A 23,276-nucleotide genomic window follows, 5' to 3' on the forward strand; every position below is an offset into this window, starting at 1 on the left:
AGTTCATCCCTGGGTCTTCTGGATAGCTTCGCGAAGCACCTGGCGGTCGTCGAAGGGACGGACCACTCCGGCGATGTCCTGGCCCTGCTCGTGGCCCTTGCCCGCGACCAGCACGGTGTCGCCCGGCTGCGCGCGGGCCACGGCGGCGGCGATCGCGGCGGCCCGGTCCTCGAAGACCTGGACCTCGCCGCGCTCGTGCGCCGGTACGGACGCCGCGCCCTGGAGCATGGTCGCGAGGATCGCGAGGGGATCCTCGGAGCGGGGGTTGTCGGAGGTCAGGACGGCCGTGTCGGCGAGCCGGGCCACGGCGGCCCCCATCGGCATCCGCTTGGTCCTGTCCCGGTCGCCGCCGCAGCCGAGCACGACGTGCAGGCTGCCCTCGGTGACCTTGCGCAGGGCGCGCAGGACCGATTCGACGGCGTCCGTCTTGTGGGCGTAGTCGACGACCGCGAGATACGGCTGTCCGGCGTCCACCCGCTCCAGGCGCCCGGGCACGCCCGGGACCGCGGCGATGCCGTCGGCCGCGGTCTGCGGGTCGAGACCGGCGGCGGCGAGGGCGACGATCGCGGCGAGGGTGTTGGCCACGTTGAACGGCCCGGCGAGCGGCGACCTGGCCGTGATCCGCTCCCCCTTGGGACCGATCACGGTGAACGTCGAGTCCAGCGGACCGACTTGGACGTCCGTCGCCCGCCAGTCGGCGTCCGGGTGGCCCTCGGCGGAGAAGGTGACGACGGGGACGGTGGCTTCCTTGACCAGTCTGCGCCCGTACTCGTCGTCGTGGTTGACGACACCGAGCCGGCTGCGGCGCGGTGTGAACAGCTGGGCCTTGGCCTGGAAGTAGTCCTCCATGCCGGAGTGGAACTCCATGTGCTCCGGGCTGAGGTTGGTGAAGACACCGATGTCGAACACACAGCCGTCGACCCGCCCGAGGACGAGGGCGTGGCTGGAGACCTCCATGGCGACCGCCTCGACCCCGCGCTCGCGCATGACGGCGAACAGGGCCTGGAGGTCGGTGGCTTCGGGGGTGGTGCGTTCGGACTTGATGCGCTCGTCGCCGATACGGGTCTCCACCGTGCCGATCAGCCCGGTGGACCTCGCCGTCCGCAGGCCGCCCTCGACGAGATAGGCGGTGGTGGTCTTGCCGGAGGTGCCGGTGATGCCGATCTGGAGCAGCTCGGGGCCCGGGTGGCCGTAGATGGTGGCCGCCAGTTCGCCCATCTCCGCGCGCGGGTCGTCGACGACCAGGACCGGGAGGCCGGTCGCCGCGGCGCGCTCGGCGCCGGTCGGGTCGGTCAGCACGGCGACCGCCCCGAGGCCCGTGGCCTGGGTGACGAAGTCGGCGCCGTGCAGGCGGGCGCCCGGGAGGGCGGCGTACAGGTCACCGGGGCGGACGGCGCGCGAGTCGTGGGTGATGCCCGTGATCTCGGCGGCGCTCCGCGGTGCGGTGAGACCCAGCTGATCGGCGAGTTCCGCGAGGGGTGTGGCGGAGACCTGGACCGGCCTGGGCGGCCCCGGATATGTCACGGGTGCGCCCTTCTGGGTGGTTTGGGACTGATCAGCGTGTGGCACGGCGGTGAGCGTACCGGGCCCACCCGCCTGGGAGCGAAGTGAGGGGCTGGGCGTTCCCTGGTTCCCGGGATCGGGGCTGGTCGTTGTCACGAGGTGGTTCCTGGGTGCTCGGTGCTGATCGGGGCGGGGTCCCTGCTGGTCAGGGTTTGTAGGTGACCGGGAGGCTGGCGGGCTTGGTGCCGGTGGGCGGGACCTGGAGGGTCTTCAGGGCGAACTCCATGACCTCCTTGTGGACGGGACCGCAGATCTGGCCGCCGAAGTAGCTGCCCTCGGTGGCGTTCTGGATGGCGCAGTAGACAGTGATCCGGGGCTTGTCGGCGGGCGCGAAGCCGGCGAACGAGGAGGTGTAGCCCTGGTACTTGCCGGTGGCCGGATCCACGCGGTTGGCCGTACCCGTCTTGCCCGCGACCCGGTAGCCGGGGATGCGTGCCTTGGTGCCGGTGCCCTCCTCGTCGTCCACCACGGACTCCAGCATCCGGGCGAGGGTCTTGGCCGTCTTCGCGCTGATGACCCTTGTCTCCTTGGGCTTCGCGGCGGGGGTGAAGCGTCCGTCGGGGCCCTTGGTGCCGCGCACGAGCGTGGGTTCGACGCGTACGCCGCCGTTGGCGATGGTCGAGTAGACGGAGGCCGCCTGCATCGCGTTGAGGGACACGCCCTGGCCGAAAGGGATCGTGTACTGCTGCGAGGTCGACCAGTCGCCGGGCGCCGCGAGGATGCCCTTCGTCTCGCCGGGGAAGCCGAGCCCGGTGTAGCCGCCGATGCCGAACTTGCGCAGGTACGAGTGGAGGACCTGGTTGGCCCGGTCCTGGGTCCTGCCGAGCTGGCCGGTCGCCAGGATCGTGCCGATGTTGCTGGACTTGGCGAGCACGCCGTTGAGCGTGAGGTACCAGGTCGGGTGGTCGATGTCGTCCTTGAACAGCCGGTCGCCGCGGTGCAGCCGGTTGGGCACCACGACGTGGGTGGCCGGGGTGGCCACGTTCTCCTCCAGTACGGCGGCCATCGACATGACCTTGGCGGTGGAGCCGGGCTCGAAGGCGTCCTGGAGGGCCGCGTTGCCCATGTTCACCGAGCTGGCCTTGGACAGGTCGTTCGGGTCGAAGCCGGGCGAGTTGGCCATGGCGAGGATCTGGCCGGTCCGCGTGTCCTGCACGATCACGTAGCCGCGGTCCGCCCGGGACTTCTTGACCTGCTCGGCGATGGCGTTCTGCGCGGCCCACTGGATGTCGCGGTCGATGGTGAGCTCGACATCGCTGCCGGGCACGGCGGGGGTCTCGGTGGACCCCACGGTGGGCACCTGCCGGCCGCCGGCCTGGGCGTACCGGATCTTGCCGTCCTTGCCGGCCAGCAGACCGTTCAGCTGCTGCTCGACCCCGCCGGCGCCCTTGCCCTCGGCGTCGACCCAGCCCAGTATCCCGGCGGCGAGATCGCCGTTCGGGTACACGCGCTTGGTGGTGGGCACGGCGAGGACGCCTGCGAGGGCGTTGACCGTGTCCGGGTCGGTCTCGGCCTTGGTGGCCAGCGCGGTCTTGAGGTCCTTGATCTGCTTCCAGACCTGCGGGGTCTGGCGGTGGGCGAGCACGACGTAGCGCAGGTTCCGGTCGGCGGGCCTGAGCTTCCCGACGATCGTGTCCTGGTCCTCGCCGAGGATGGGCGCGAGGAGGGCGGCCGCCTGCTCGGGTCCGTCGTCGACCTTCAGCTCCTCGCGGGTGAACAGCGTGGGATCGGCGGTGATGGTGTACGCGTCCACGCTGGTGGCCAGGGCCACGCCGGCCCGGTCGGTGATCCCGCCGCGCTCGGCGGCCAGGGTGTAGCCGACATACCGGTTCCGCTCGGCCTTGGCGGCGTACGTGCTCGCGTCGACGGCCTGCACCTGGAGCAGCCGGACGACGAAGGCGATCAGGACCAGGGTCAGCGTCACGCCGACCATGCGCAGCCGGGGGCGGGGGCTGCCCAGCCGCAGGGCGCTGGGGGCCGGGGGGCGGCCCGGGGCCGGGCGGCGGGCCGGACTGCGGGCCGGACGGGCACCGGGACCCGGGCTCCGCCGGCCCTCGGGGCGGGCGGAGCGCTCGGGGCGTGCGGGCCGGGGCACGCGGCGGCGCGGCGGTTCCCTGTCGGACACTTCCGTCACCTGCCGAAGGTCGTGGTGGTGGTGGAGGGCTGAGGAGCGGACGGGGCGGGGGCGGACGAGGTGGGCACGGGCGGGGCGGGCACGGCGGCCGGTGCGGTGGGGGTCGGGGTCGGGCTGGGCACCGTGGGCGGGCCGGCTCCGTCGACCATCGCCTCGGGGGCGAGGACCAGCGGGTGGTGCGCGGAGGCCGGCTCCAGGCCGCTCGCCGGTGAGGGGACACCCCTGACGGTGCCGTCCGGGCCGAGGAAGGCCGGGTCGCCGCCGGGCACCATGCCCAGCTCGCGGGCGCGGCGCTGGAGGGCTTCGGGGGCCGAGTAGGCGTCGATGTCCCGCTGGAGCGCCTGTTCCTCGTCGGTGAGACTCTTGGTCTCCTGCTGGAGGTCGTCCAGCTTGAACGAGCCCTCGCTGAGCGCGGAGTTCAGCACCAGGAGGCCGATCAGTCCGCCACCGAGAAGCAGGACGACCAGCAGGACGAACGGGGTACGGGCCGCGTGGGCCGGGCCCGTCGCGGTGGGGAAGAGCCGCGCCAGCCGGGCCGCCCGCCCCCTCAGCTGAGGTTTCCTGCTCACTCGCTCCTCCCCCGCGTCCGCGTTGCCGACCTGGCCGCCCGCCCCTTGGCCTGCCTCACCCGACGTCCTCCCTGATGCGCTCGGCCCCGCGCAGTCGCGCCGGGGCCGCCCGCCGGTTCTCGGCGACCTCTTCCTCGGTGGGAAGTTCGGCACCGCGCGTGAGCAGCTTGAGCCGCGGCTGGTACCGCTCGGGCACGACGGGCAGGCCGGGCGGGGCGGTGGTGGCGGCACCGGCCGCGAAGACCTGCTTGACCAGCCGGTCCTCCAGCGAGTGGTAGGACAGGACGGCGATCCGTCCGCCGACGTCGAGCGCCTTCACCGCGGCCGGGATCGCCCGCTCCAGGACGGACAGCTCGCCGTTGACCTCGATGCGCAGGGCCTGGAAGGTGCGCTTGGCCGGATTGCCGCCGGTGCGCTTGGCGGCCTGCGGCAGGGAGTCGCGGATCAGCTCCACGAGCCGGGCGCTGTTGCTGAACGGCTCCTTCTCGCGCTCGCGCACGACCGCGGACACGATCCGCTTGGCCTGCTTCTCCTCGCCGTACGCGCGCAGGATCCGGACGAGTTCGCCCGGCGGATAGGTGTTGAGGACCTCGGCGGCGCTCATGCCGGTCGACTGGTCCATCCGCATGTCGAGCGGGGCGTCCTGGGCGTAGGCGAAGCCGCGGTCGGCCTCGTCGAGCTGCATGGAGGAGACGCCGAGGTCGAAGAGCACGCCTTGGACGCGCCGGATGCCGAGCCGTTCCAGGACCTCGGGCAGCTCGTCGTACACGGCGTGGACGAGGGTCGCGCGCTCCCCGTGGGGCGCGAGGCGCTCACCGGACAGGCGCAGGGCCTCCTTGTCGCGGTCGAGGGCGACGAGCCGCGCCTCGGGGAACCGCGCCAGCAGGGCCTCGCTGTGACCGCCGAGGCCGAGCGTGCAGTCGACCACCACCGCTCCCGGCCGCTCCAGAGCGGGCGCCAGCAGGTCCAGGCACCGCTGGAGCATCACCGGAACGTGTCGACTCTGGCTCAAGGGGCCCTCTCAGGTCCGGCGCGGTGCCGCACGCACCGCCGGGGTCCCCGCCCTCCCCCGGTGAAGGGGAGGCCTGCCGGCGCCGAAAGCGTCAGCCGGCCGGGAGCGGGAGGAGGCCGAGCCGTACGTACGCGCCGCGCACGTGGGGGGATCTCCGGCGAAAAATCGCCGGGATCTCCAGGGAAGATCAGTCCGCGGGGAGGGCTCGCCTCCCGCTTCGCGTCACTTTAGTCCACGGTGTCGCGCGGTCAATCAACCGGCCTGCGCGTCGCGGCCCGGCGTGGGATCGATGCGACGTATCCGGAAGAATCACTCGTACGGCCGCTGTCTCGCCACCCGTGTGGGTTAGCTCACAACAAGGCTCAATGACGTTCTTTGTCCACTCTCACACCGAGCCCGCTCCAAGCGTGACCAGTACCGTCATGGGTATGACGACTTCCGCATCGGTCCCCGCAGGTCCCGAAGCCGCCATGGTCACTGGCGGCACCGTCACCGACCGTCTCGTCGAGGCGAACGAGCGCTACGCCGCCGCCTTCGCCGATCCCGGCATGGACGCCCGTCCCGTGCTGCACGTAGCCGTCGTGGCCTGCATGGACGCCCGGCTCGACCTGCACGCCGCGCTCGGCCTGGAACTCGGCGACTGCCACACCATTCGCAACGCGGGCGGAGTCGTCACCGACGACGTGATCCGCTCGCTCACCATCAGCCAGCGCAAGCTGGGCACCCGCAGCGTCGTCCTCATCCATCACACCGGCTGCGGTCTGGAGTCGATCACCGAGGACTTCCGCACCGAACTGGAGATGGAGGTCGGCCAGCGTCCCGCCTGGGCGGTGGAGTCCTTCCGGGACGTCGACCAGGACGTACGGCAGTCGATGCAGCGGGTGCGCACCTCTCCGTTCCTGCTGCACACCGACGACGTACGGGGCTTCGTCTTCGACGTGAAGACGGGCCTGCTGCGGGAGATCGACCCCGCTTGAACCCGCGTGATCGGCCTCCACACCTGTCGATTCGCTGTTGATTTCCGGCCTCACGGCGCCCAAAACACCGTAAGACCCGACATAGTGCGGGCAGTTGTCCACAGGCGAGTGACACGAATCGGTAACGGCAGCAAGAATGCGGGAGTGGCGTCACGCGGAACTGACTTCGGCGTGGTGTCCGCGTTTCGAGGTGGGCCGGTCGCACATCGAGTGCGCCGGCCTGGAAAGAACGGGCCGAGGAGGGCCGGGTGACGACCTATGACGATCGAGCGAGCCTCACTGATCTGACCGCCACTGTGGAGCGTGTCCGCAGTTCCGTGGAGGGTGTGATCGAGGGCAAGCCCGAGGTCGTACGGCTTTCGCTGACCGTACTGCTCGCCGAGGGCCATCTTCTGATCGAGGACGTCCCCGGCGTCGGCAAGACCATGCTCGCCAAGGCACTGGCGCGGTCCATCGACTGCTCGGTGCGGCGTATCCAGTTCACGCCCGACCTGCTGCCCTCGGACATCACGGGTGTGTCCATCTGGGACCAGCAGCGCCGGGACTTCGAGTTCAAGCCGGGCGCGATCTTCGCGCAGATCGTGATCGGCGACGAGATCAACCGCGCCTCGCCGAAGACGCAATCGGCGCTTCTGGAGTCGATGGAGGAGCGCCAGGTCACGATCGACGGGCAGACCTACGAGCTGCCCAGCCCCTTCATGGTCGTGGCCACGCAGAACCCGGTCGAGATGGAGGGCACCTACCCGCTGCCGGAGGCTCAGCGCGACCGATTCATGGCCCGTGTCTCCATCGGCTACCCCAGCGCGGAGGCCGAGCTGCAGATGCTCGACATCCACGGCGGGGTGAACCCCCTGGACGACCTCCAGCCGGTGGCGCACGCGCACGAGATCCTGAAGCTGATCGACGCCGTCCGCGGTGTGCACGTCGCCGACCCGGTCCGGCGGTACGCGGTGGACCTGGTCGCCGCCACCCGCACCCACCCCGACCTGAGACTCGGCGCCTCCCCGCGGGCGACGCTGCACCTGCTGCGCGCGGCGAAGGCGTCCGCCGCCCTCAGCGGCCGGGAGTACGCCCTGCCGGACGACGTGCAGGCACTCGCCGTCGCCGTACTGGCCCACCGTCTGCTGCCGACCGCCCAGGCCCAGCTGAACCGTCGTACGGCCGAGCAGGTCGTGCAGGAGATCCTGCAGCGCACCCCGGTGCCCGCGGCGCCCCAGCAGAGCGGCATCGGGCTGGGCCGCGGCGCGACGGCGCTGGGCCAGCAACCGCCCCGGAGGCTGTGATGACCGTCGCGGGGACGGGGCACGCGGAGGCCGACCCGGGCGACAAGGGCGCCGTCCGCACGGCCCTGGCCGGCCTCACCACCCGCGGCCGCTCCTTCCTGGCGGCGGGCATCGCCGCGGCCATCTGCGCGTACGTCCTCGGGCAGAGCGACCTGCTGCGGGTCGGTCTGCTGCTGGCCGCGCTGCCCCTGCTCTGCGCGACCGTGCTCTTCCGCACCCGATACCGGGTGGCGGGCAGTCGCCGGCTCTCCCCCGCGCGCGTGCCGGCCGGCAGCGAGGCCCGCGTCCACCTGCGGATGGACAACGTCTCGCGGCTGCCCACCGGTCTGCTGATGCTCCAGGACCGGGTGCCGTACGTCCTGGGACCGCGTCCGCGGTTCGTGCTCGACCGGGTGGAGCCGGGCGGCCGCCGCGAGGTGTCCTACCGCGTCCGCTCGGATCTGCGCGGCCGCTATCCTCTGGGCCCCTTGCAGCTGCGCCTGACCGACCCGTTCGGCATGTGCGAACTGACCCGGTCCTTCTCGACGTACGACACCCTGACGGTGATCCCGCGCGTGGAGCCGCTGTCGCCGGTGCGCCTCAGCGGTGAGGCGAAGGGGTACGGCGAGGGACGGCAGCGCTCGCTGGCGCTGGCCGGCGAGGACGACGTGATCCCGCGCGGGTACCGCTACGGCGACGACCTGCGCCGAGTCCACTGGCGCTCCACCGCGCGCTACGGCGAGCTGATGGTGCGCCGCGAGGAGCAGCCGCAGCGCGCCCGCTGCACGGTGCTGCTCGACACCCGGGGCCTCGCCTTCCAGGGCGCGGGCCCCGACTCGGCCTTCGAATGGGCCGTGTCGGCGACCGCGTCGGCCCTGGTCCACATGCTCGAACGGGGCTTCTCGGTCCGGCTGCTGACGGACACCGGCAACTCGGTGCCCAGCGAGAACGCCGACGGGTTCGCGGGCGCGAGCCAGGAGACGGCGGACGCGGCCGGAATGATGATGGACACCCTCGCGGTGATCGACCACTCGGACGGCGCGGGCCTGTCCCGGGCCTACGACGTGCTGCGCGGCGGCAACGAGGGACTGCTGGTGGCCTTCTTCGGCGACCTCGACGAGGAACAGGCCGCGATCGCCGCGAGGATGCGGCAGCGCGGCGGCGGAGCGGTCGCCTTCCTGCTGGACGGTGACAGCTGGGCGCGGGAACCGAGCGATGTGCCCGGCCCGTTGCACAAGGGCGAGGAGCGGCTGCGGATGCTGCGCGAGGCGGGCTGGACGGCGCTGAGCGTGCCGCGGGGCGCCTCGCTGGAGGACCTGTGGCGGCAGGCCGAGCGGGAGCGCAGCGGCGTCGGTGCACCGGGCGGCGGGGAGGGATGGTCATGAGCGGGCGGGTACGACTGACGCTGTGCGCCTGGGCGGCCACGCTGATGGCCGCGTGCACCCTGCTGCCGCTGGTCGAGCCGGCCACCTGGATCCTGCAGGCCGCCTTCCTGCTGGCGGTGCAGTCGGGCGTGGGCGCGGCGGCCCGGCGGGTACCGCTGGCCCGGCCGCTGACCGTGGCCGCACAGGCCCTGGTCACCCTGATACTGCTGACGCTGACCTTCGCCCGCGAGCAGGCGTTCGTCGGGCTGGTCCCCGGTCCGGACGCCTTCCTGCGCTTCGCCGACCTGCTCGAACAGGGTTCCGACGACATCGCGCGGTACGCGATCCCGGCGCCGCTGGAGGCCGACGGCATCCGGCTGATGCTCATCGGCGGCGTGCTGATCATCGGCCTCGCGGTGGACACCCTTGCGGTGACCTTCCGCAGCGCGGCCCCGGCCGGTCTGCCGCTGCTCGCGCTGTACTCCGTCGCGGCCGGGCTGGCCGACGGCGGCGCCGACTGGCTGTGGTTCCTGGTGGCGGCGGCGGGCTATCTGCTGCTGCTCCTGGCCGAGGGGCGGGAGCGGCTGTCGCAGTGGGGCCGGGTCTTCGGCGGGACGGCGCACGCTTCCAGCGAGGACTCCGGTGCGGTGGCCCCGGTCCGCAGCGGACGGCGCATCGGCGTGGTCGCGCTGGGCGTCGCCCTCGTGGTGCCGCTCGCCCTGCCCTCGATGAACGGCGGCCTGCTGGACGGCACGGGCGCGGGCGTCGGCTCCGGCACCGGGAACGGCGGCACGATCTCCGCGGTCAACCCGCTGGTGTCCCTGCGCGACAGTCTGAACGTGGACGAGAACCGCCAGGTCCTGTCCCTCAGGCCCGGCTCCGAGGCGGACATCTCCAACCTCTACCTGCGGATCGTGTCCCTGGACGACTTCGACGGCACCACCTGGAAGCCGTCCAAGCGGTCCATCACCGCGGTCCCCCGGGGCGACTTCCCGACCCCCATCGGCCTCGGCCCCGACATCAACCGCACGACGTTCGACACGACCGTCTCGGCGGCCGGCTGGTACGCCCAGGACTGGCTGCCGATGCCGTACCCGCCCAGCAGAGTGCGGATCGACGGCAACTGGCGCTACGAGCCCGAGGGCATGACCCTCGTCGGCGACCACGGCCAGAACACCCGTGGTGTGACGTACACCGTGCGGAGCCTGGACGTGCAGCCGACGGCCGAGCAGCTCGCCTCCGCACCGACCCCGCCCGAGGCACTGACCCGCGAGTACACCGACCTGCCGGACTCACTGCCGCCGGTGGTGGCCGACACCGCCCGCCAGGTCACCGCGGGGACGGCGGACCCGTACGAACAGGCGGTCGCGCTCCAGGACTACTTCGCCGTGACCGGTGGCTTCGAGTACGACACCTCGGTGCAGGTGGGCAGCGGTTCGCAGGCGATCGCCCGGTTCCTGCGGAACAAGCAGGGCTTCTGCGTCCACTTCTCCTTCGCGATGGCGGCGATGGCCCGCTCCCTGGGCATACCGGCCCGGGTCGCGGTGGGCTTCGCGCCCGGCACCCCGCAGGTGGACGGGACGGTGTCGGTGGGGCTGAAGGACGCCCATGCCTGGCCCGAGCTGTACTTCGAGGGCGTGGGCTGGACCCGCTTCGAGCCGACTCCGAACCGGGGCACCGTGCCGTCGTACACCGTGCCGGACGCGGCCGGCAGCACGCTCCCGGACCCGTCGGTGCCGTCCGAGTCGGCGAGCACCGCACCGTCGGCCGCGCCCTCGGCGAGCGAGACCTGCACGCCGGAGCAGCGGAAGCTGGACGGTTGCGCGAGCGAGTCCCCGGCAGCGGCGCTGGGCAGTGACACCGACGATCCGTGGTGGGCGGTGGCGGGCCCCTGGTGGTACGTCAAGCTCCTGGGCTGGATCCTCGCCGGACTCGCCGTCCTGGCGATCCCTCTGGCACCGATGCTGTGGCGGCTGCGGGCCCGTGCCGTGCGGCTGGGCGGGCACGGCCGCGGCGAGGCGGACGCGGCGCCGGCCACCCTGGCGGCCTGGCAGGAGCTGGCCGACTCGGCGTGGGACTTCGGGATCGCGCCGGACGAGTCGCAGACCCCGCGCAAGGCGGCCGCCCGGATCGTCCGGCTCGGACATCTCGACCCGGTGGCGGCGGCTTCGGTGCACCGGGTGGCGGACGCCGTGGAACAGGTGCTCTACGCGCCCCGGCCACGTCTCACGGCGGGTCTCGCGGACGACGTCCACCGGGTCGTGGGCGCGTTCCGGAGCACGGTCAGCAGGGGGACCAGGGTCCGCGCGGTGGTCGCCCCGCGTTCCACCGTGCGAGTGGCGTGGGCGCTGGCGGAGTGGTGGACCGGCCTCACGGCCCGTGCGGCCGCGGCCCGGCCGACGCTGCGCAAGCCGTCGGGTCAGGGGAGCTGAGGGCCCGGCCCTTCGCGGACGTGTCCGGCGGCCGGGCTTCCTTGCCGGACCAGGGCGGCGAGCCTTCTCCCAGCTGACAGCAGGGCCCCGGGTCGATGCGACCCGGGGCCCTGCTGTGCGGTCGGGTGCGGTGCGGCGCGTCCGACCGTGGCACACGCTCGTGGCGGGCAGAGGCGGCCCACGGCGGTGATGCCGTTGAACCCGCAGGCGCGGGCATACGCGGCGCGGGCATACGTGAGGGGGTGATCACCCGGGCGGGTGGTCACCCCCTCACGTACTGGTGAGAGCTGTTCGTCGAGCTAATGGCCCTGTTCGTCGCGGCGCCGCTGCCAGCGCTGCTCGATCCGGTCCATCATGGAGCGCCGCTGCCGTCCCTGGCGGGGTGCCTGTGGGCCACCGGCGGGCTGTTCACCCGGCTTGGGGGCCTTGCGCCAGCCGGTCACCGCGAGCACCGCACATCCCAGCATGACCAGGAAGCCCACCACGCTGAGCCACACCTGCTTGGCGACCATACCTGCCATGAGGAGCGCGATGCCCACGAGGAAGCCCGCGACCGCCTGGTAGACCCGCCGCCGGGTGTACGTACGCAGCCCGCTTCCCTCGAGCGCCGACGCGAACTTGGGATCTTCGGCGTACAGCGCTCGCTCCATCTGCTCGAGCATTCGCTGCTCGTGCTCCGAGAGCGGCACGGAGTCCTCCTCATCGTGCAGTCGCCGGGGCGACTAGGGGGTCCCTTCAGGATAGGCAGGGAATCGCCCCCGTGAAACCCGCCCCTCTACGCCAATTGGCCAACCGGATTCCGCCATGGCGTCCCGGCCCGCTGAAGTCTGCATTCCCCAGCAGCCGTCCCGTCATGCCGGGCGGTCTCCCTCGATCATACGGCGCAGGGCGCCCGATCGGGGGGCCTGTGGCGTACTCCATGTACACGCAAGTCCCTGATCAGCGACGCGCCCCCGGCGCCCGATCCCGGGAGGCGGCTCAGGCCTCGCCGTCCCCCCGGGTCTCACCCAGCACATGCAGCTGGGTGGCCACCGAATGGAACGCGGGCAGCTCGGCCGCCGCTTCCTCCAGCTTCAGCAGGGCTTCCAGGGCTCCGGGCTCGGTGTCCACCAGAACGCCGGGGACCAGGTCGGCGAAGACCCGTACGCCGTGCACCGCGCCGACCCGCAGGCCGGCGCCCTCGACCAGCCCGGTGAGCTGCTCGGCGGTGAAGCGGTGCGGTACGGGGTCGCCGGAGCCCCAGCGGCCGTTCGGGTCGTCGAGGGCCTGCATGGCCTCAGTGAAATGGCCCGCGAGGGCACGGGCGAGCACGGCGCCGCCCAGGCCCGCGGCGAGCAGACTGAGGACGCCCTCGGCCCGCAGCGCGGCCACCACATTGCGGACGCCCTCGACGGGGTCGTCCACGTACTCCAGGACTCCGTGGCACAGCACGACGTCGAAGCCGCCGCGTTCGACCACGTCGAACAGGCCGTGGGTGTCGCCCTGCACGCCCCGCACCCGGTCGGCGACTCCGGCCTCGGCGGCGCGGCGCTCCAGGGCGAACAGCGCGTTCGGACTGGGGTCGACGACGGTGACCCGGTGGCCGAGCCGGGCGACGGGCACCGCGAAGTTGCCGCTGCCGCCCCCGGTGTCGAGGATGTCCAGCGACTCCCGGCCGGTCGCCTTGGTCCGGCGGTCCACGGCGTCCTGGAGGACCTCCCAGACCACGGCCGTACGGAGAGAGGCGCGGGGCCGGGAGGGGTCGGAGCGTAGCGACGTCGCGTGAGGGCGGCGGGGGGAGGCGGGCGGGCGCATCGGATCCGACACGGCAGTTGACTCCTCGGCGCGGCACCGCCTCTTGCGCGGCGGAGCGAACGGGGCGCCTCCCCGCCGCGGACGCGGGTCGGGAGAGGCTTCAGGCGCTTCCCACCCTATTGCCTCTGACACCGCGGCCGGTCACCGCGGCGGTGTGCCCCGCGCACCGTCTCGCACGGTGGACCCGGGCCGCGGGGGCGGCCGGGGAGCGGAGGAGCGAGCGGCACGGCGCCCCGGGTCTCTCGGCCGGCCGGTCCGGTCCGCCCGGTCATCCCGCGTCCGGGAAGTCGCGGTCGGCGGAGCCCCGGTCCTCCGGCTGGTCCATGTCCTGACGTGGCTGGGGCAGGACCGGCTGGAGCACCAGCATGCGCTCGACGAGGCGCAGGAACATCGCCACGTCGCGTATCAGGTCGTCGGCGTCCCGACGGCTGGCCGCGCCCTGGATGCCCGCCTCGGCCCGGGCACGGCGCCGGGCTCCGGAGGCGAACAGCGCGCTCCACTCGGCGAGCTCGGGCGCGATCTCGGGGAGCACTTCCCAGGCGCTCCGGATCCGGGCCCGGCGGCGCGGCGTGGCCTCCGGGCGCCCGCGGGCGGCGAGCACGGCGGCGGCGGTGCGCAGGGCGGCGAGGTGGGCTGTCGCGTAGCGCTCGTTCGACGTCTCCAGGGCGGCGGCCTCGTCCAGTCCGGCGCGGGCCTGGGCGAGCAGGTCGAGGGCGGCGGGCGGGGCTGTCGCCCGGCGGAGCACGGGGTGCACGTCGCTCGCCGGACCGGTCAGTGAGGGGGCAGGGCCGGTCGCGCGGCGCCGACGGGCGGCTGCTGCGTGGTGGTTGGCCATGACGATCCTCCTGTCGTCTGTGTGACGGCACTGTGGCCGTATGTACCCATCGTGAGGTATGGCACTGACAATCCGTCCTGACCTGGGCTTTTGCATCAAACGAAGGTTCGGGCTAGTTTTTGAACTGACCAGTCAGTTCAAAAGTGTTCGACATGTCAGGGGGTGGGTGCGCCATGGGCGGAGTCGGAATCACCGCCGAGGGTCTCGGGGTGAGGGGCCCGCGCGGCTGGGCGTTCCGCGGCGTCGACCTCACCGCGGAACCCGGGGCGCTGATCGCCGTGGAAGGGCCCTCGGGCTCCGGCCGTACGTGTCTGCTGCTCGCCCTCACCGGGCGGATGAAGGCGACGGAGGGCACCGCGACCGTGGGGGAAGCACGGTTGCCGAAGCAGTCGGCGGCGGTACGGCGCGTCAGCGCCCTGGCCCATGTCACCGGGGTGACGGACCTCGACCCGGCCCTGACCGTCGGGGAGCACCTGCGCGAACGGGCGCTCCTGCAACGGCGGTTCGGGGGCGCGCTGCGCGGCCTGCTGCGGCCGCGTGCCGAACGGGCGGCCGAGGCGAGGCTCCGCATCGGCGCCGCGCTGACCGCCGCCGGCCTCGATCCGGAGGCGCTGCCCAAGGGCGCGCGGACCGCCGTACGCGATCTGGAGCGGCTGGAGGCGCTGCGCCTGTCGGTCGCGCTGGCACTGATCGGGCGCCCGAGCCTGCTGGGCGTCGACGACGCCGACCTGAAGCTGTCCGAGGCCGAGCGGGCCGAGGTGTGGGCACTGCTCCGGTCTCTCACGGAGACCGGGACGACGGTCGTGGCCGTGTGCGGCGAGGCACCCGAGGACACCGTGCGGGTCGCCACCAGGCAGCCCCGGGAGAGCGAACAGCCGCAGGACGACCAAGGGGAGGAGAGGGCCGATGCGCTCGCCGGGACTGGCCGCGCTTGAACTGCGCCGCTTCGGCAGGGGGAAGCTGCCGCGCGCCGCTCTGGTGGCCCTGCTGGTGCTGCCGCTGCTGTACGGCGCCCTGTACCTGTGGTCCTTCTGGGACCCCTACGGCCGTCTCGACCGCATCCCGGTGGCCCTGGTGAACGACGACAAGGGCGCGACCGCCGACGGCGTGCGGCTCCTGGCGGGCGACGACATCACCGAGGGCCTGCGGGAGAGCGACACCTTCGAGTGGCACGAGGTGAGCGCCGCCGACGCGCGCGCGGGCGTGGAGGACGGCACCTACTACCTGTCGCTGACCATGCCGGCCGACTTCAGCAGGCGCATCGCGTCCAGCTCGGGCGACTCCCCCGAGACGGGCGCGCTCCAGGTCCGTACGAACGACGCCAACAACTACATCGTCGGGCAGATCTCGCGGACGGTGTTCAGCGAGGTGCGCACGGCCGCGTCCACCAAGGCGTCGCGGTCCTTCCTGGACCGGATCTTCATCTCGTTCTCCGGCATCCACGGCGAGACGGTGAAGGCCGCGAAGGGCGCCGACGACCTCAAAGGCGGCATCGGCAAGGCGGAGAAGGGATCCAAGGACCTGGCCGACGGCCTGAAGGACGCCAAGGAGGGCAGCGGCAAGCTGTCCAGGGGACTGACGAGGCTCGACAAGGGCGCCGGCGATCTGGAGAACGGTTCACGGCGAGTCGCGGAGGGCACACAGGCTCTCGCCGACAAGGTCAACGGCGTCGCGGACAAGGTGGGGCCCTTCCTGGAGGACAACGAGAAGACCATCGGCGACACGGCCCAGCTGGTCGCCGACTCGGCCGGGACGATCCGCACCAACCTCGACACACTGGTGGAGACCGCCCCGACGGCCGCCAAGGGAGCGCACACGGCCTCCGACACGCTGAACGACGTCCACAAGGCGCGCTGCGAGGATCCCGTCCTGCCGGACGCCGCCTGCGCCGACCTGAAGAAGGCCCGGCAGGCCGCCGCCGACGTGGCGAAGGTCGCCGATGACGTCGACACGCTGGTCGCGGACCAGGACGGCGACCTGACGAAGCTCGACGGCCACCTCGGCACGCTCCAGAAGCAGGCCCAGGCGCTCGCCGACCGGGCCCCGCGCCTCTCCGAGAACCTCGACGACGCCGTGTCGAGGATCAACGAGCTGAACACGGGCGCCGGGAAGGTCGCCGCCGGCGCCAAGCGGCTGCACACGGGGCTCGGCACGGCCGAGACCGGCGCGTCGGACCTGGACGAGGGCGTCGGTGACCTGAGGACGGGCGCCGAGACCCTGAACGGCGGCATGTACAAGCTGGTCGACGGCTCCGGGAAGCTGTCGAACGGTCTGCACGACGGCGCCGAGCAGATCCCCGACTACGACGCGAAGGCCCGCGACCAGCGCACCGGGGTGATGGCGGACCCGGTCCGGCTCGTCTCCGAGGACCTGCACAAGGCTCCCAACTACGGCACCGGTTTCGCCCCGTACTTCATCCCGCTGTCCCTGTGGGTGGGCGCGATGGTCGCCTACATGGTGATCACCCCGTTGAACCGGCGCGCCCTGGCGGCGGGCGCCTCCGCCTGGCGGATCGCGCTGGCGGGCTGGCTGCCGGTGGTGGCGATCGGGGTGCTCCAGACGGTGGCCCTGATGTCCGTGCTGCACTGGGCGGTCGGCCTGGAGATGGCACGGGCGGCCGGCACGGTGGGCTTCCTGTTCCTGGTGACGGCGTGCTTCGCGGCGATCGTGCAGTGGCTGAACGCCCGCTTCGGGGCGGCGGGCCGGATCCTCGTCCTGGCCCTGCTGATGTTGCAGTTGACGTCCGCGGGCGGCACCTACCCGGTGCAGACCAGCCCGGACTTCTTCAACGCGCTGCACCCCTTCCTGCCGATGAGCCACGTCGTGGACGCTCTGCGCAGGCTGATCACCGGCGGCGGTCTGGGCCCGGTGTGGCAGGCGTGTGCCGTGCTGGCGGCCTTCACCGCGGGCGCCCTCGCGCTGACGGCCGTGTCGGCCCGCCGCCGTCAGGTGTGGACGCTCGACCGGCTGCACCCGGAGCTGACCCTGTGAGCCCTTCGGTGACACCCCGGCCCACGGCTCCTGTGAGAATCAGGACCATGGAAAGCAGCAGCGCCACGCCGGGTGTCAGCACGCGCCGCGAGGCCACCCGGCAGAAGCTCTACGAGGCCGCCGTCACGCTCATCGCCGAGCAGGGGTTCTCCGCCACCACCGTGGACGAGATCGCCGAGCGGGCCGGGGTCGCCAAAGGCACCGTCTACTACAACTTCGCGAGCAAGTCGGTCCTCTTCGAGGAGTTGCTGCGGCACGGCGTGGGACTCCTCACCGCCTCCCTCCGGGAGGCGGCCGAGCGAACCGCCGGCCAGGGCGGCACGAAGGTGGACGCCCTGGACGCGATGATCCGCGCGGGGCTCGTCTTCATCGACCGCTACCCGGCCTTCACCCAGCTGTACGTGGCGGAGCTGTGGCGCACCAACCGGGCCTGGCAGTCCACCCTCATGGTCGTGCGGCAGCAGGCGGTGGCGGTCGTCGAGGACGTGCTCCGCGAGGGCATCGCCAACGGCGAGTTCAGTGACGAGATCGACGTGCCGCTGACCGCGGCCGCGCTGGTCGGCATGGTGCTGGTGGCCGCCCTGGACTGGCAGGCCTTCCAGAAGGAGCGCTCCCTGGACGACGTCCACGCGGCGCTGTCCCGGCTGCTCCAGGGCCGGGTGAGCGGTCGCCGCTGAGGACGGGCCCGCAGACGGGACCGGAGACGCGGACGGAGACCGCGGACCGGGGCCCGACACGGGACCTGGGGACGGGGACGGAGACCGCGAACAGGGACGCGGACAAGGACGCGGACAAGGACGCGGAACGCACGAAAGCGCCGGTCCGATGTGGCCGCGTCCCCCGCGGGCCACCTCGAACCGGCGCTTCCCTGTGCTCCCCCGTTCCCCGTTCCCCCGTCGCGCCCCCGTTCGGTCGTCCCCCGGTCCCCCGCTCCCCCGGTCTCCCCGTGCCTCGCTCCCGCCGGCACCGGCCGGCGGAAGGAGCGGATCGGGGCGGCTCCGTTCCGGCGCCCCGTGTCGCCGGTGCCGGAGCCGGTCCCCTTCTCCGTGCCCCCACTCTCTCGTTCACGCAGGTCGGCCCCCATCCGCGCGCGTACTCAACTCACCCCCTAGGTACGCGTACTCAGTTCTGCGCACGCGGCCCCAGGACGCCCTGCCGCCGACTGGCTACGATCGCGTCCGTGTCCGTACTCCCCTTGGTCTTCACCAGCGGCTGGGCCAGCGGCGTCAACGCGTACGCCGTCGTGCTGCTGCTCGGCGCGTTCGGCGCGACGGGGCTGAGTGACGACGTCCCCGAGAGGCTCCAGCGGCCCGAGGTGCTCGTCGTGGCGGGTGTGCTGTTCCTGTGCGAGGCGGTCGCCGACAAGATCCCGTACGTCGACTCGGCGTGGGACGCGGTGCACACCGTGGTCCGGCCGGCAGCCGGCGCGTGGGTCGGGGCGCTGCTGGCCGGGCAGAGCGGTTCGCTCTCCGATGTGGCGGCGGGCCTGGTCGGGGGTTCGACGGCGCTGGCCAGCCACACGGTGAAGGCGGGCACGCGGATGGCGGTCAACTCCTCGCCGGAACCGTTCAGCAACATCGTCGTGAGTCTGGCCGAGGATCTCGGGGTCGCCGGGATCGTCACGTTCGCGATGTTCCACCCGGAGGCGGCGGCGATCGTCGCGGGTGTGCTGCTGGTCGCCGGACTCGTCGTGATCTTCTTCCTGGCTTCCCGGATCCGCCGGTTCCTGCGGCGCAGGGCCCAGCGACGGGAGGAGCGGCGGCTCGCGGCACGGGCCGGGCCGCCGCCCGGCTGAACCGGGCGGCGGGGACATCGGTCGGGGGCCGGACGGACCGGCGGTCACCGCTGGTCACGGCCCCGCGGCCGGATTGTCGGTGGCGGCCGATAAAGTCGCGGGCATGGCACGGATTGCGGTGATCGGCGCCGGGACGGGCGCGATGGCGGCCGCCGCCCGGCTGGCCGTCGCGGGCCACCGGGTGGCTGTGTACGAGCGGAGCGAGACGTACGGCGGAGCGGTGCGCCGCTTCGAGCGGGACGGCTTCCGCTTCGACACGGGCCCGGGGCTCCTCACCCTGCCCGCGGTCTACCGTGACCTGTTCGTCAAGACCGGCAAGGAGCCGCTCGAGGCGTGTGTCGAGCTGGTCCAGGTCGACCCGTCGGCGCGGCACGTCTTCGCGGACGGCACCGAGGTGTCGCTGCCGAACGCCTCGCGCGCGGGCGTCGTCGCGGCCCTGGAGGAGGCACTCGGGCCGGGCGCCGGGCAGCGCTGGGGCGACTTCCTGGTCCGGGCCCGCGAGGCCTGGGACCGCACCCGCCGGCCGCTCCTGGAGGAGCCCCTGTGGCCCAACTGGCCGGTGCTGGCCGAGCGCGAGCCCTATCCGGCGGTCCCGCACAAGCGTCTGCTGCGTACCCGCCGGGCCACCACCCTCGCCGAGGTCGGCGCCTGGGAGCTGCGCGACCCCCGCCTCACCGCCCTTCTGGAGAGCCACGCGCTGGCGTACGGCCTGGACCCGCGGGCCGCCCCGGCGAGCGCGGCCGTGCTGCCGTACATGGAGCACGCCTTCGGCACCTGGTACGTCCGCGGCGGCCTGCGGGAGCTGGCGCGGGCGGTGTACGAGCGGTGCCTGGCCAGGAAGGTGGAGTTCGTCTTCGGCGCCGAGGTCACCCGGGTGCTGGAGAAGGACGGCCGGGCGGCCGGGGTGGAGCTCGCGGACGGGACCGTGGCGGAAGCGGACTTCGTCGTCGCCGGTGTCGCCCCCGAGGTGCTCAGCCGCGTCGTCGGGGACACGGCGGTGCGGGGCGCGGGCGAGGTTGTGCCGCAGCGCGGGCTGCCGAGCCGTCTGACGGTGCTGCTGGCACTGCGCGGTGGGCGTCCGCAGGGGGCGGCGCACCGGACCGTGGTGCACGCGGAGGACCGCGAACAGGAGTTGGGCCTGCTGTTCGGAACACCGTCCGGGCTGGACAGCCGCCCCACGGTCACCGTCCTGCGTCCCGACGATCCGACGCTGGTCCCGGACGCCGGCCACGAGGCGGTCACGCTCACGTCGGTGGTCCCGGCCCGGCCCGACCGGGGACGGGCGGAGACGGAGGTCCTCGGCCGGCACGCCGAGCAGCTGATCACCCGCGCCGAGCGGGCCGTACCGGATCTGCGCGAGCGTCTCCTGTGGCACGAGGTCCGCACCCCGGCCGACCTCGCGGAGGCCACCGGCGCGGAGGGCGGCGCCGTCCCCGCACCGGCCCTGGCCGCCGGGCACGGCTCGCTGCTGCACCCGGCCAACAGCACCGCCCTGCCGGGCCTGTTCGCCGTCGGCGGCTGGTCGCATCCGGGCGGCGGTCTGCCGCACACCGGCATGTCGGGCACGCTGGTCGCCGGACTGATCGTGGAGGGACCGGAGTTCAGGGGCTCGCGGTGACAGCCACCGCTCAGGAGCGGTACCGCTCGTCTCAGAAGCGGTACTGCTCGTCTCAGAAGCGGTACTGCTCGTCTCAGAAGCGGTACTGCTCGTCTCAGAAGCGGTACTGCTCGTCTCAGAAGCGGTACTGCTCGTCGAACCCGTTGCCCTGGTTCTGGTCGTAGCCCTGCTGGCCGTACTGCTGCTGTTCGGGCGGCAGATCGCCGTACGGGTCGTCGGTGCTGCGCTGCTGCGGCACCCACACCCCGCCCGCCGGGGTCTCGCCGTACGAGCCGGCGCCGTACTGGTCCTGGCCGTAAGCCTGCTGACCGTACTGCTGCTGACCGCCGTAGGAGGCGTCGTAGGAGGCGCCGTCGTAGGTCTGGGTTCCGATGTACGGGTCGGAGTAGGCGGCGTACTGCTGCTGCCCGGCCATGCCGTAGCCGTACTGCTGCTGGTCGTAGCCGGAGTAGCCGTCGTAGGAGTACGCCGGGTCGGCGGCGGCCGTCGCGTACTGGTCCTGGGGCTGCTCCGCGGTGGCGTAGGGAGGGCCGGCGGCGTAGCCGGAATCGCGGTAGACGCCGTACGAACCGGTGTCGTCGGGCAGGGGCTGCGGCTCGAACACCGTGGCGGACGGGGAGCCGACGGGACGGGCCGGGGTGAACACGTCGTCGCGGTCGTGGTCGTCGGGGCCGAAGGCGCCGGTGTTCCGGTCGTACCCGGTGTCGTCGCCGTGGCCCGCCTCGGCCGCTTCGAGGTCGGTGACCTCCAGGGTCGGGTCCTGGCGGGCCGCCCTGCCGCGGCGCCCCTTGGTGCCGTCGGCGCCGGGGCGGCTGACCGCCCAGCCGGCCGCGAACCCGCGGCGGAAGGAGAGCGTGACGTAGGTCTGGCCGACCGCGAAGGCGATCGCACCGAGCGCGATGACGATCACGGACGGGATGAGCACGCCGAGGACGACGCCGAGGAAGCCGCCGAAGGCGAGCAACCGCCAGCGCAGGCGTGCCTTGTACTGCAACAGCACCTCGCCGAGCAGCCACAGCGCGACGACGCCGAACGCGATGTAGAGGACCGTCCAGCCCATGTACGCCCCTCTCCCAGTGGCCGTTACGCAGTGTGTCGTATACCCGTGCGGCCGGTCTAGGCCTGCGGTGAGTCGTGCAGGCCCAGGTTCTCGTAGATCTCCAGTGTCGCCGTGGAGTTGTTGAGCGTGATGAAGTGCAGTCCGGGCACTCCCTCGGCCAGCAGCCGGGCGCAGAACTCCGTGGCGAATTCGATACCGATGGAGCGTACAGCCGCCGGATCGTCCTTGACTGTGAGGATCCGCTCTTTCAGGGCGGGCGGGAAGGCCGCGTTGGTGAGGGACGGAACCCGTGCCAGCGTCTTCACACTGCCGATCGGCATGACCTCGGGAATGATCGGGGTCTCGCAGCCGGCGGCGGCGACCCGGTCCCGCAGTCGCAGGTAGTCCTCCGGCTGGAAGAACATCTGCGTGATCGCGTAGTCCGCGCCGGCGCGGCACTTGTCGACGAAGTGGCGGACGTCGGTGTCCCAGTCGGCGGAGCGCGGGTGCATCGCGGGGAAGGCCGCGACGCCGACGCAGAAGTCGCCGGACGTCTTGATGAGTTCGACGAGTTCGGCGGCGTAGGCGAGGCCGCGGGGGTGCGGCACCCACTCGCCCATCGGGTCGCCGGGCGGATCGCCGCGCAGGGCCAGCATGTTGCGGATCCCGGCGTCGGCGTACTGCCCGATGATGTTGCGCAGGTCCGCCACCGAGTGGTCGACCGCGGTGAGATGGGCGATGGGGGTGAGCGTGGTGGTCGAGGCGATGGCCTCGGTCGCCTTGACCGTGCCCGAGCGGGTGGAGCCGCCCGCGCCGTAGGTCACGGAGACGAAGTCGGGCGCCACGGCCTCGACCCGGCGCAACGCGTTCCAGAGGTTCCGCTCGCCCTTCGGGGTCTTCGGGGCGTAGAACTCGAACGAGTACGTCGTCTTGCCGGTCGAGAGCATGTCACGCACGGTGCGGGCGTGGTCCGACCTGGTGGATGCGGTGCCGAGGGCCATACCCGCAGGTTAGCCAGGGTGCGCCGGTCCCCCAACCAGATCACGGATTTTTGCCCGCTTTGTCTATTTCCTGTCCATCCTTTGGACAGACAGATAGGACAAACGGGTGACGCGGACAGACGGACCGGACGGGGATCGCTACCCCTGCCGCAGCCGCTTGGCGAACTCCGCCGCCGCCGCGCCCGGGTCGTCCGCCTCGGTGATCGCGCGGACGACGACGACCCGGCTCGCGCCCGCCGCCAGCACCTGGTCGAGGTTGCCGAGGTCGATGCCGCCGATGGCGAACCAGGGGCGGTCGGTGCCGAGCGAGGCGGCGTAGCGGACCAGGCCGAGGCCGGGGGCGGAGCGGCCCGGCTTGGTCGGGGTCGGCCAGCACGGCCCGGTGCAGAAGTAGTCCACGCCCTCCTGGACGGCGGCCGCGGCGGCCTCGGACTCGGAGTGCGTGGAGCGGCCGACGAGGATGCCGTCGCCGAGGATCGCGCGGGCCGCGGGGACCGGGAGGTCGCCCTGGCCCAGGTGTAGGACGGCGGGTCCCCGGGGGTGGGCCGCCCGGGCCGCGTGCGCCACGTCGGCCCGGTCGTTCACCGCGAGGGTCCTGCCGTACGCGCGGCACAGGTCGGCGAAGAGCTCCAGCAGACCCAGTTCCTCGTCCGCCTCCAGGCTCTTGTCGCGCAGCTGGACGATGTCGACGCCGTTGTCCAGCACCGCGTGCAGGAACTCCCGCAGATCGCCCTGGCGCTTGCGGGCGTCCGTGCAGAGGTAGAGCCGGGCGTCGGGGAGCTGGGCGCGGGCGTCGGTGTCCGGTGTGTCAGGCATGGGTGGGTCCCCCGCTGTCGATGGCGTACGGGCCGCGGGCCGGCGGCCGGCCGTAGTGAACCACGGCCGTGGCC

General features: G+C 72.7%; 19 protein-coding genes. 9 read left to right on the plus strand and 10 right to left on the minus strand.

Annotated features, from left to right (window positions below; genetic code table 11):
• Nucleotides 1-3: 3 nt before the first annotated feature.
• From QQS16_RS13275 to rsmH, 4 genes are all read right to left on the minus strand, one after another.
• Nucleotides 4-1,524 carry a UDP-N-acetylmuramoyl-L-alanyl-D-glutamate--2,6-diaminopimelate ligase gene (locus QQS16_RS13275; protein WP_286061850.1) on the minus strand — a complete coding sequence of 507 codons (1,521 nt, stop codon included), beginning with the start codon at nucleotides 1,522-1,524 and terminating at the stop codon, nucleotides 4-6.
• Nucleotides 1,525-1,708: 184 nt separating this feature from the next.
• Complete coding sequence (locus QQS16_RS13280) at nucleotides 1,709-3,688, minus strand: peptidoglycan D,D-transpeptidase FtsI family protein (RefSeq protein WP_502963783.1); 1,980 nt, start codon at nucleotides 3,686-3,688, stop codon at nucleotides 1,709-1,711.
• Nucleotides 3,689-3,693: 5 nt separating this feature from the next.
• Complete coding sequence (gene ftsL / locus QQS16_RS13285; RefSeq protein WP_286061852.1) at nucleotides 3,694-4,266, minus strand: cell division protein FtsL; 573 nt, start codon at nucleotides 4,264-4,266, stop codon at nucleotides 3,694-3,696.
• 55 nt (nucleotides 4,267-4,321) lie between these two features.
• On the minus strand, nucleotides 4,322-5,278 hold the full coding sequence (gene rsmH, locus QQS16_RS13290) for a 16S rRNA (cytosine(1402)-N(4))-methyltransferase RsmH (protein WP_286061853.1): 957 nt from the start codon (nucleotides 5,276-5,278) through the stop codon (nucleotides 4,322-4,324).
• Between the two features lie 365 nt (nucleotides 5,279-5,643).
• Between rsmH and QQS16_RS13295 the strand changes: the two genes are divergently transcribed.
• The 4 genes from QQS16_RS13295 to QQS16_RS13310 all read left to right on the plus strand — a co-directional run bounded on the left by QQS16_RS13295 (nucleotide 5,644) and on the right by QQS16_RS13310 (nucleotide 11,313).
• On the plus strand, nucleotides 5,644-6,255 hold the full coding sequence (locus QQS16_RS13295) for a beta-class carbonic anhydrase (RefSeq protein ID WP_286061854.1): 612 nt from the start codon (nucleotides 5,644-5,646) through the stop codon (nucleotides 6,253-6,255).
• Nucleotides 6,256-6,503: 248 nt separating this feature from the next.
• Nucleotides 6,504-7,538, plus strand: coding sequence for an AAA family ATPase (locus QQS16_RS13300; RefSeq protein ID WP_286061855.1), 1,035 nt, complete (start codon nucleotides 6,504-6,506; stop codon nucleotides 7,536-7,538).
• Complete coding sequence (locus QQS16_RS13305; RefSeq protein WP_286061856.1) at nucleotides 7,538-8,902, plus strand: DUF58 domain-containing protein; 1,365 nt, start codon at nucleotides 7,538-7,540, stop codon at nucleotides 8,900-8,902. Before QQS16_RS13300 ends, QQS16_RS13305 begins: the two co-directional genes overlap by 1 nt.
• Entirely contained in the window at nucleotides 8,899-11,313 is a 2,415-nt protein-coding gene (locus QQS16_RS13310; protein WP_286061857.1) for a transglutaminase TgpA family protein, read from the plus strand. Before QQS16_RS13305 ends, QQS16_RS13310 begins: the two co-directional genes overlap by 4 nt.
• Before the next feature lie 299 nt (nucleotides 11,314-11,612).
• On the opposite strand, the gene QQS16_RS13315 is transcribed toward QQS16_RS13310, so the two are convergent.
• The 3 genes from QQS16_RS13315 to QQS16_RS13325 form a co-directional block, all read right to left on the minus strand.
• Nucleotides 11,613-12,002 (minus strand): SCO2097 family morphological protein, encoded by a 390-nt coding sequence (locus QQS16_RS13315; RefSeq protein ID WP_286061858.1) that lies wholly within the window; start codon nucleotides 12,000-12,002, stop codon nucleotides 11,613-11,615.
• Nucleotides 12,003-12,291: 289 nt separating this feature from the next.
• Complete coding sequence (locus tag QQS16_RS13320; RefSeq protein ID WP_286061859.1) at nucleotides 12,292-13,119, minus strand: methyltransferase; 828 nt, start codon at nucleotides 13,117-13,119, stop codon at nucleotides 12,292-12,294.
• Between the two features lie 256 nt (nucleotides 13,120-13,375).
• On the minus strand, nucleotides 13,376-13,942 hold the full coding sequence (locus tag QQS16_RS13325; protein ID WP_286061860.1) for an SAV_6107 family HEPN domain-containing protein: 567 nt from the start codon (nucleotides 13,940-13,942) through the stop codon (nucleotides 13,376-13,378).
• Nucleotides 13,943-14,115: 173 nt separating this feature from the next.
• On the opposite strand from QQS16_RS13325, the gene QQS16_RS13330 reads away from it, so the two are divergent.
• The 5 genes from QQS16_RS13330 (at nucleotide 14,116) to QQS16_RS13350 (ending at nucleotide 20,346) form a co-directional block, all read left to right on the plus strand.
• Nucleotides 14,116-14,877: an ATP-binding cassette domain-containing protein gene (locus QQS16_RS13330; protein ID WP_286061861.1), complete on the plus strand. Its 762-nt coding sequence runs from the start codon at nucleotides 14,116-14,118 to the stop codon at nucleotides 14,875-14,877.
• On the plus strand, nucleotides 14,849-16,933 hold the full coding sequence (locus tag QQS16_RS13335) for a YhgE/Pip family protein (RefSeq protein ID WP_286061862.1): 2,085 nt from the start codon (nucleotides 14,849-14,851) through the stop codon (nucleotides 16,931-16,933). Before QQS16_RS13330 ends, QQS16_RS13335 begins: the two co-directional genes overlap by 29 nt.
• 47 nt (nucleotides 16,934-16,980) lie before the next feature.
• Nucleotides 16,981-17,610: a TetR/AcrR family transcriptional regulator gene (locus tag QQS16_RS13340; RefSeq protein ID WP_286061863.1), complete on the plus strand. Its 630-nt coding sequence runs from the start codon at nucleotides 16,981-16,983 to the stop codon at nucleotides 17,608-17,610.
• Nucleotides 17,611-18,113: 503 nt separating this feature from the next.
• Nucleotides 18,114-18,728 carry a DUF4126 domain-containing protein gene (locus QQS16_RS13345; RefSeq protein WP_286061864.1) on the plus strand — a complete coding sequence of 205 codons (615 nt, stop codon included), beginning with the start codon at nucleotides 18,114-18,116 and terminating at the stop codon, nucleotides 18,726-18,728.
• Nucleotides 18,729-18,831: 103 nt separating this feature from the next.
• Nucleotides 18,832-20,346 carry a phytoene desaturase family protein gene (locus QQS16_RS13350; RefSeq protein ID WP_286061865.1) on the plus strand — a complete coding sequence of 505 codons (1,515 nt, stop codon included), beginning with the start codon at nucleotides 18,832-18,834 and terminating at the stop codon, nucleotides 20,344-20,346.
• Nucleotides 20,347-20,461: 115 nt separating this feature from the next.
• On the opposite strand, the gene QQS16_RS13355 is transcribed toward QQS16_RS13350, so the two are convergent.
• The 3 genes from QQS16_RS13355 to thiE all read right to left on the minus strand — a co-directional run bounded on the left by QQS16_RS13355 (nucleotide 20,462) and on the right by thiE (nucleotide 23,202).
• Nucleotides 20,462-21,406, minus strand: a complete 945-nt coding sequence (locus QQS16_RS13355) for an SCO2102 family sporulation regulator (protein WP_286061866.1) — start codon at nucleotides 21,404-21,406, stop codon at nucleotides 20,462-20,464.
• 56 nt (nucleotides 21,407-21,462) lie between these two features.
• Complete coding sequence (gene metF / locus QQS16_RS13360; RefSeq protein WP_286061867.1) at nucleotides 21,463-22,386, minus strand: methylenetetrahydrofolate reductase [NAD(P)H]; 924 nt, start codon at nucleotides 22,384-22,386, stop codon at nucleotides 21,463-21,465.
• 138 nt (nucleotides 22,387-22,524) lie between these two features.
• The gene (gene thiE, locus QQS16_RS13365; RefSeq protein ID WP_286061868.1) at nucleotides 22,525-23,202 is read right to left on the minus strand and encodes a thiamine phosphate synthase; all 678 of its coding nucleotides are present in this window, start codon (nucleotides 23,200-23,202) and stop codon (nucleotides 22,525-22,527) included.
• Nucleotides 23,203-23,276 lie beyond the last annotated feature (74 nt).

It is taken from the genome of Streptomyces sp. ALI-76-A (assembly GCF_030287445.1).
Classification (GTDB): Bacteria; Actinomycetota; Actinomycetes; order Streptomycetales; family Streptomycetaceae; genus Streptomyces.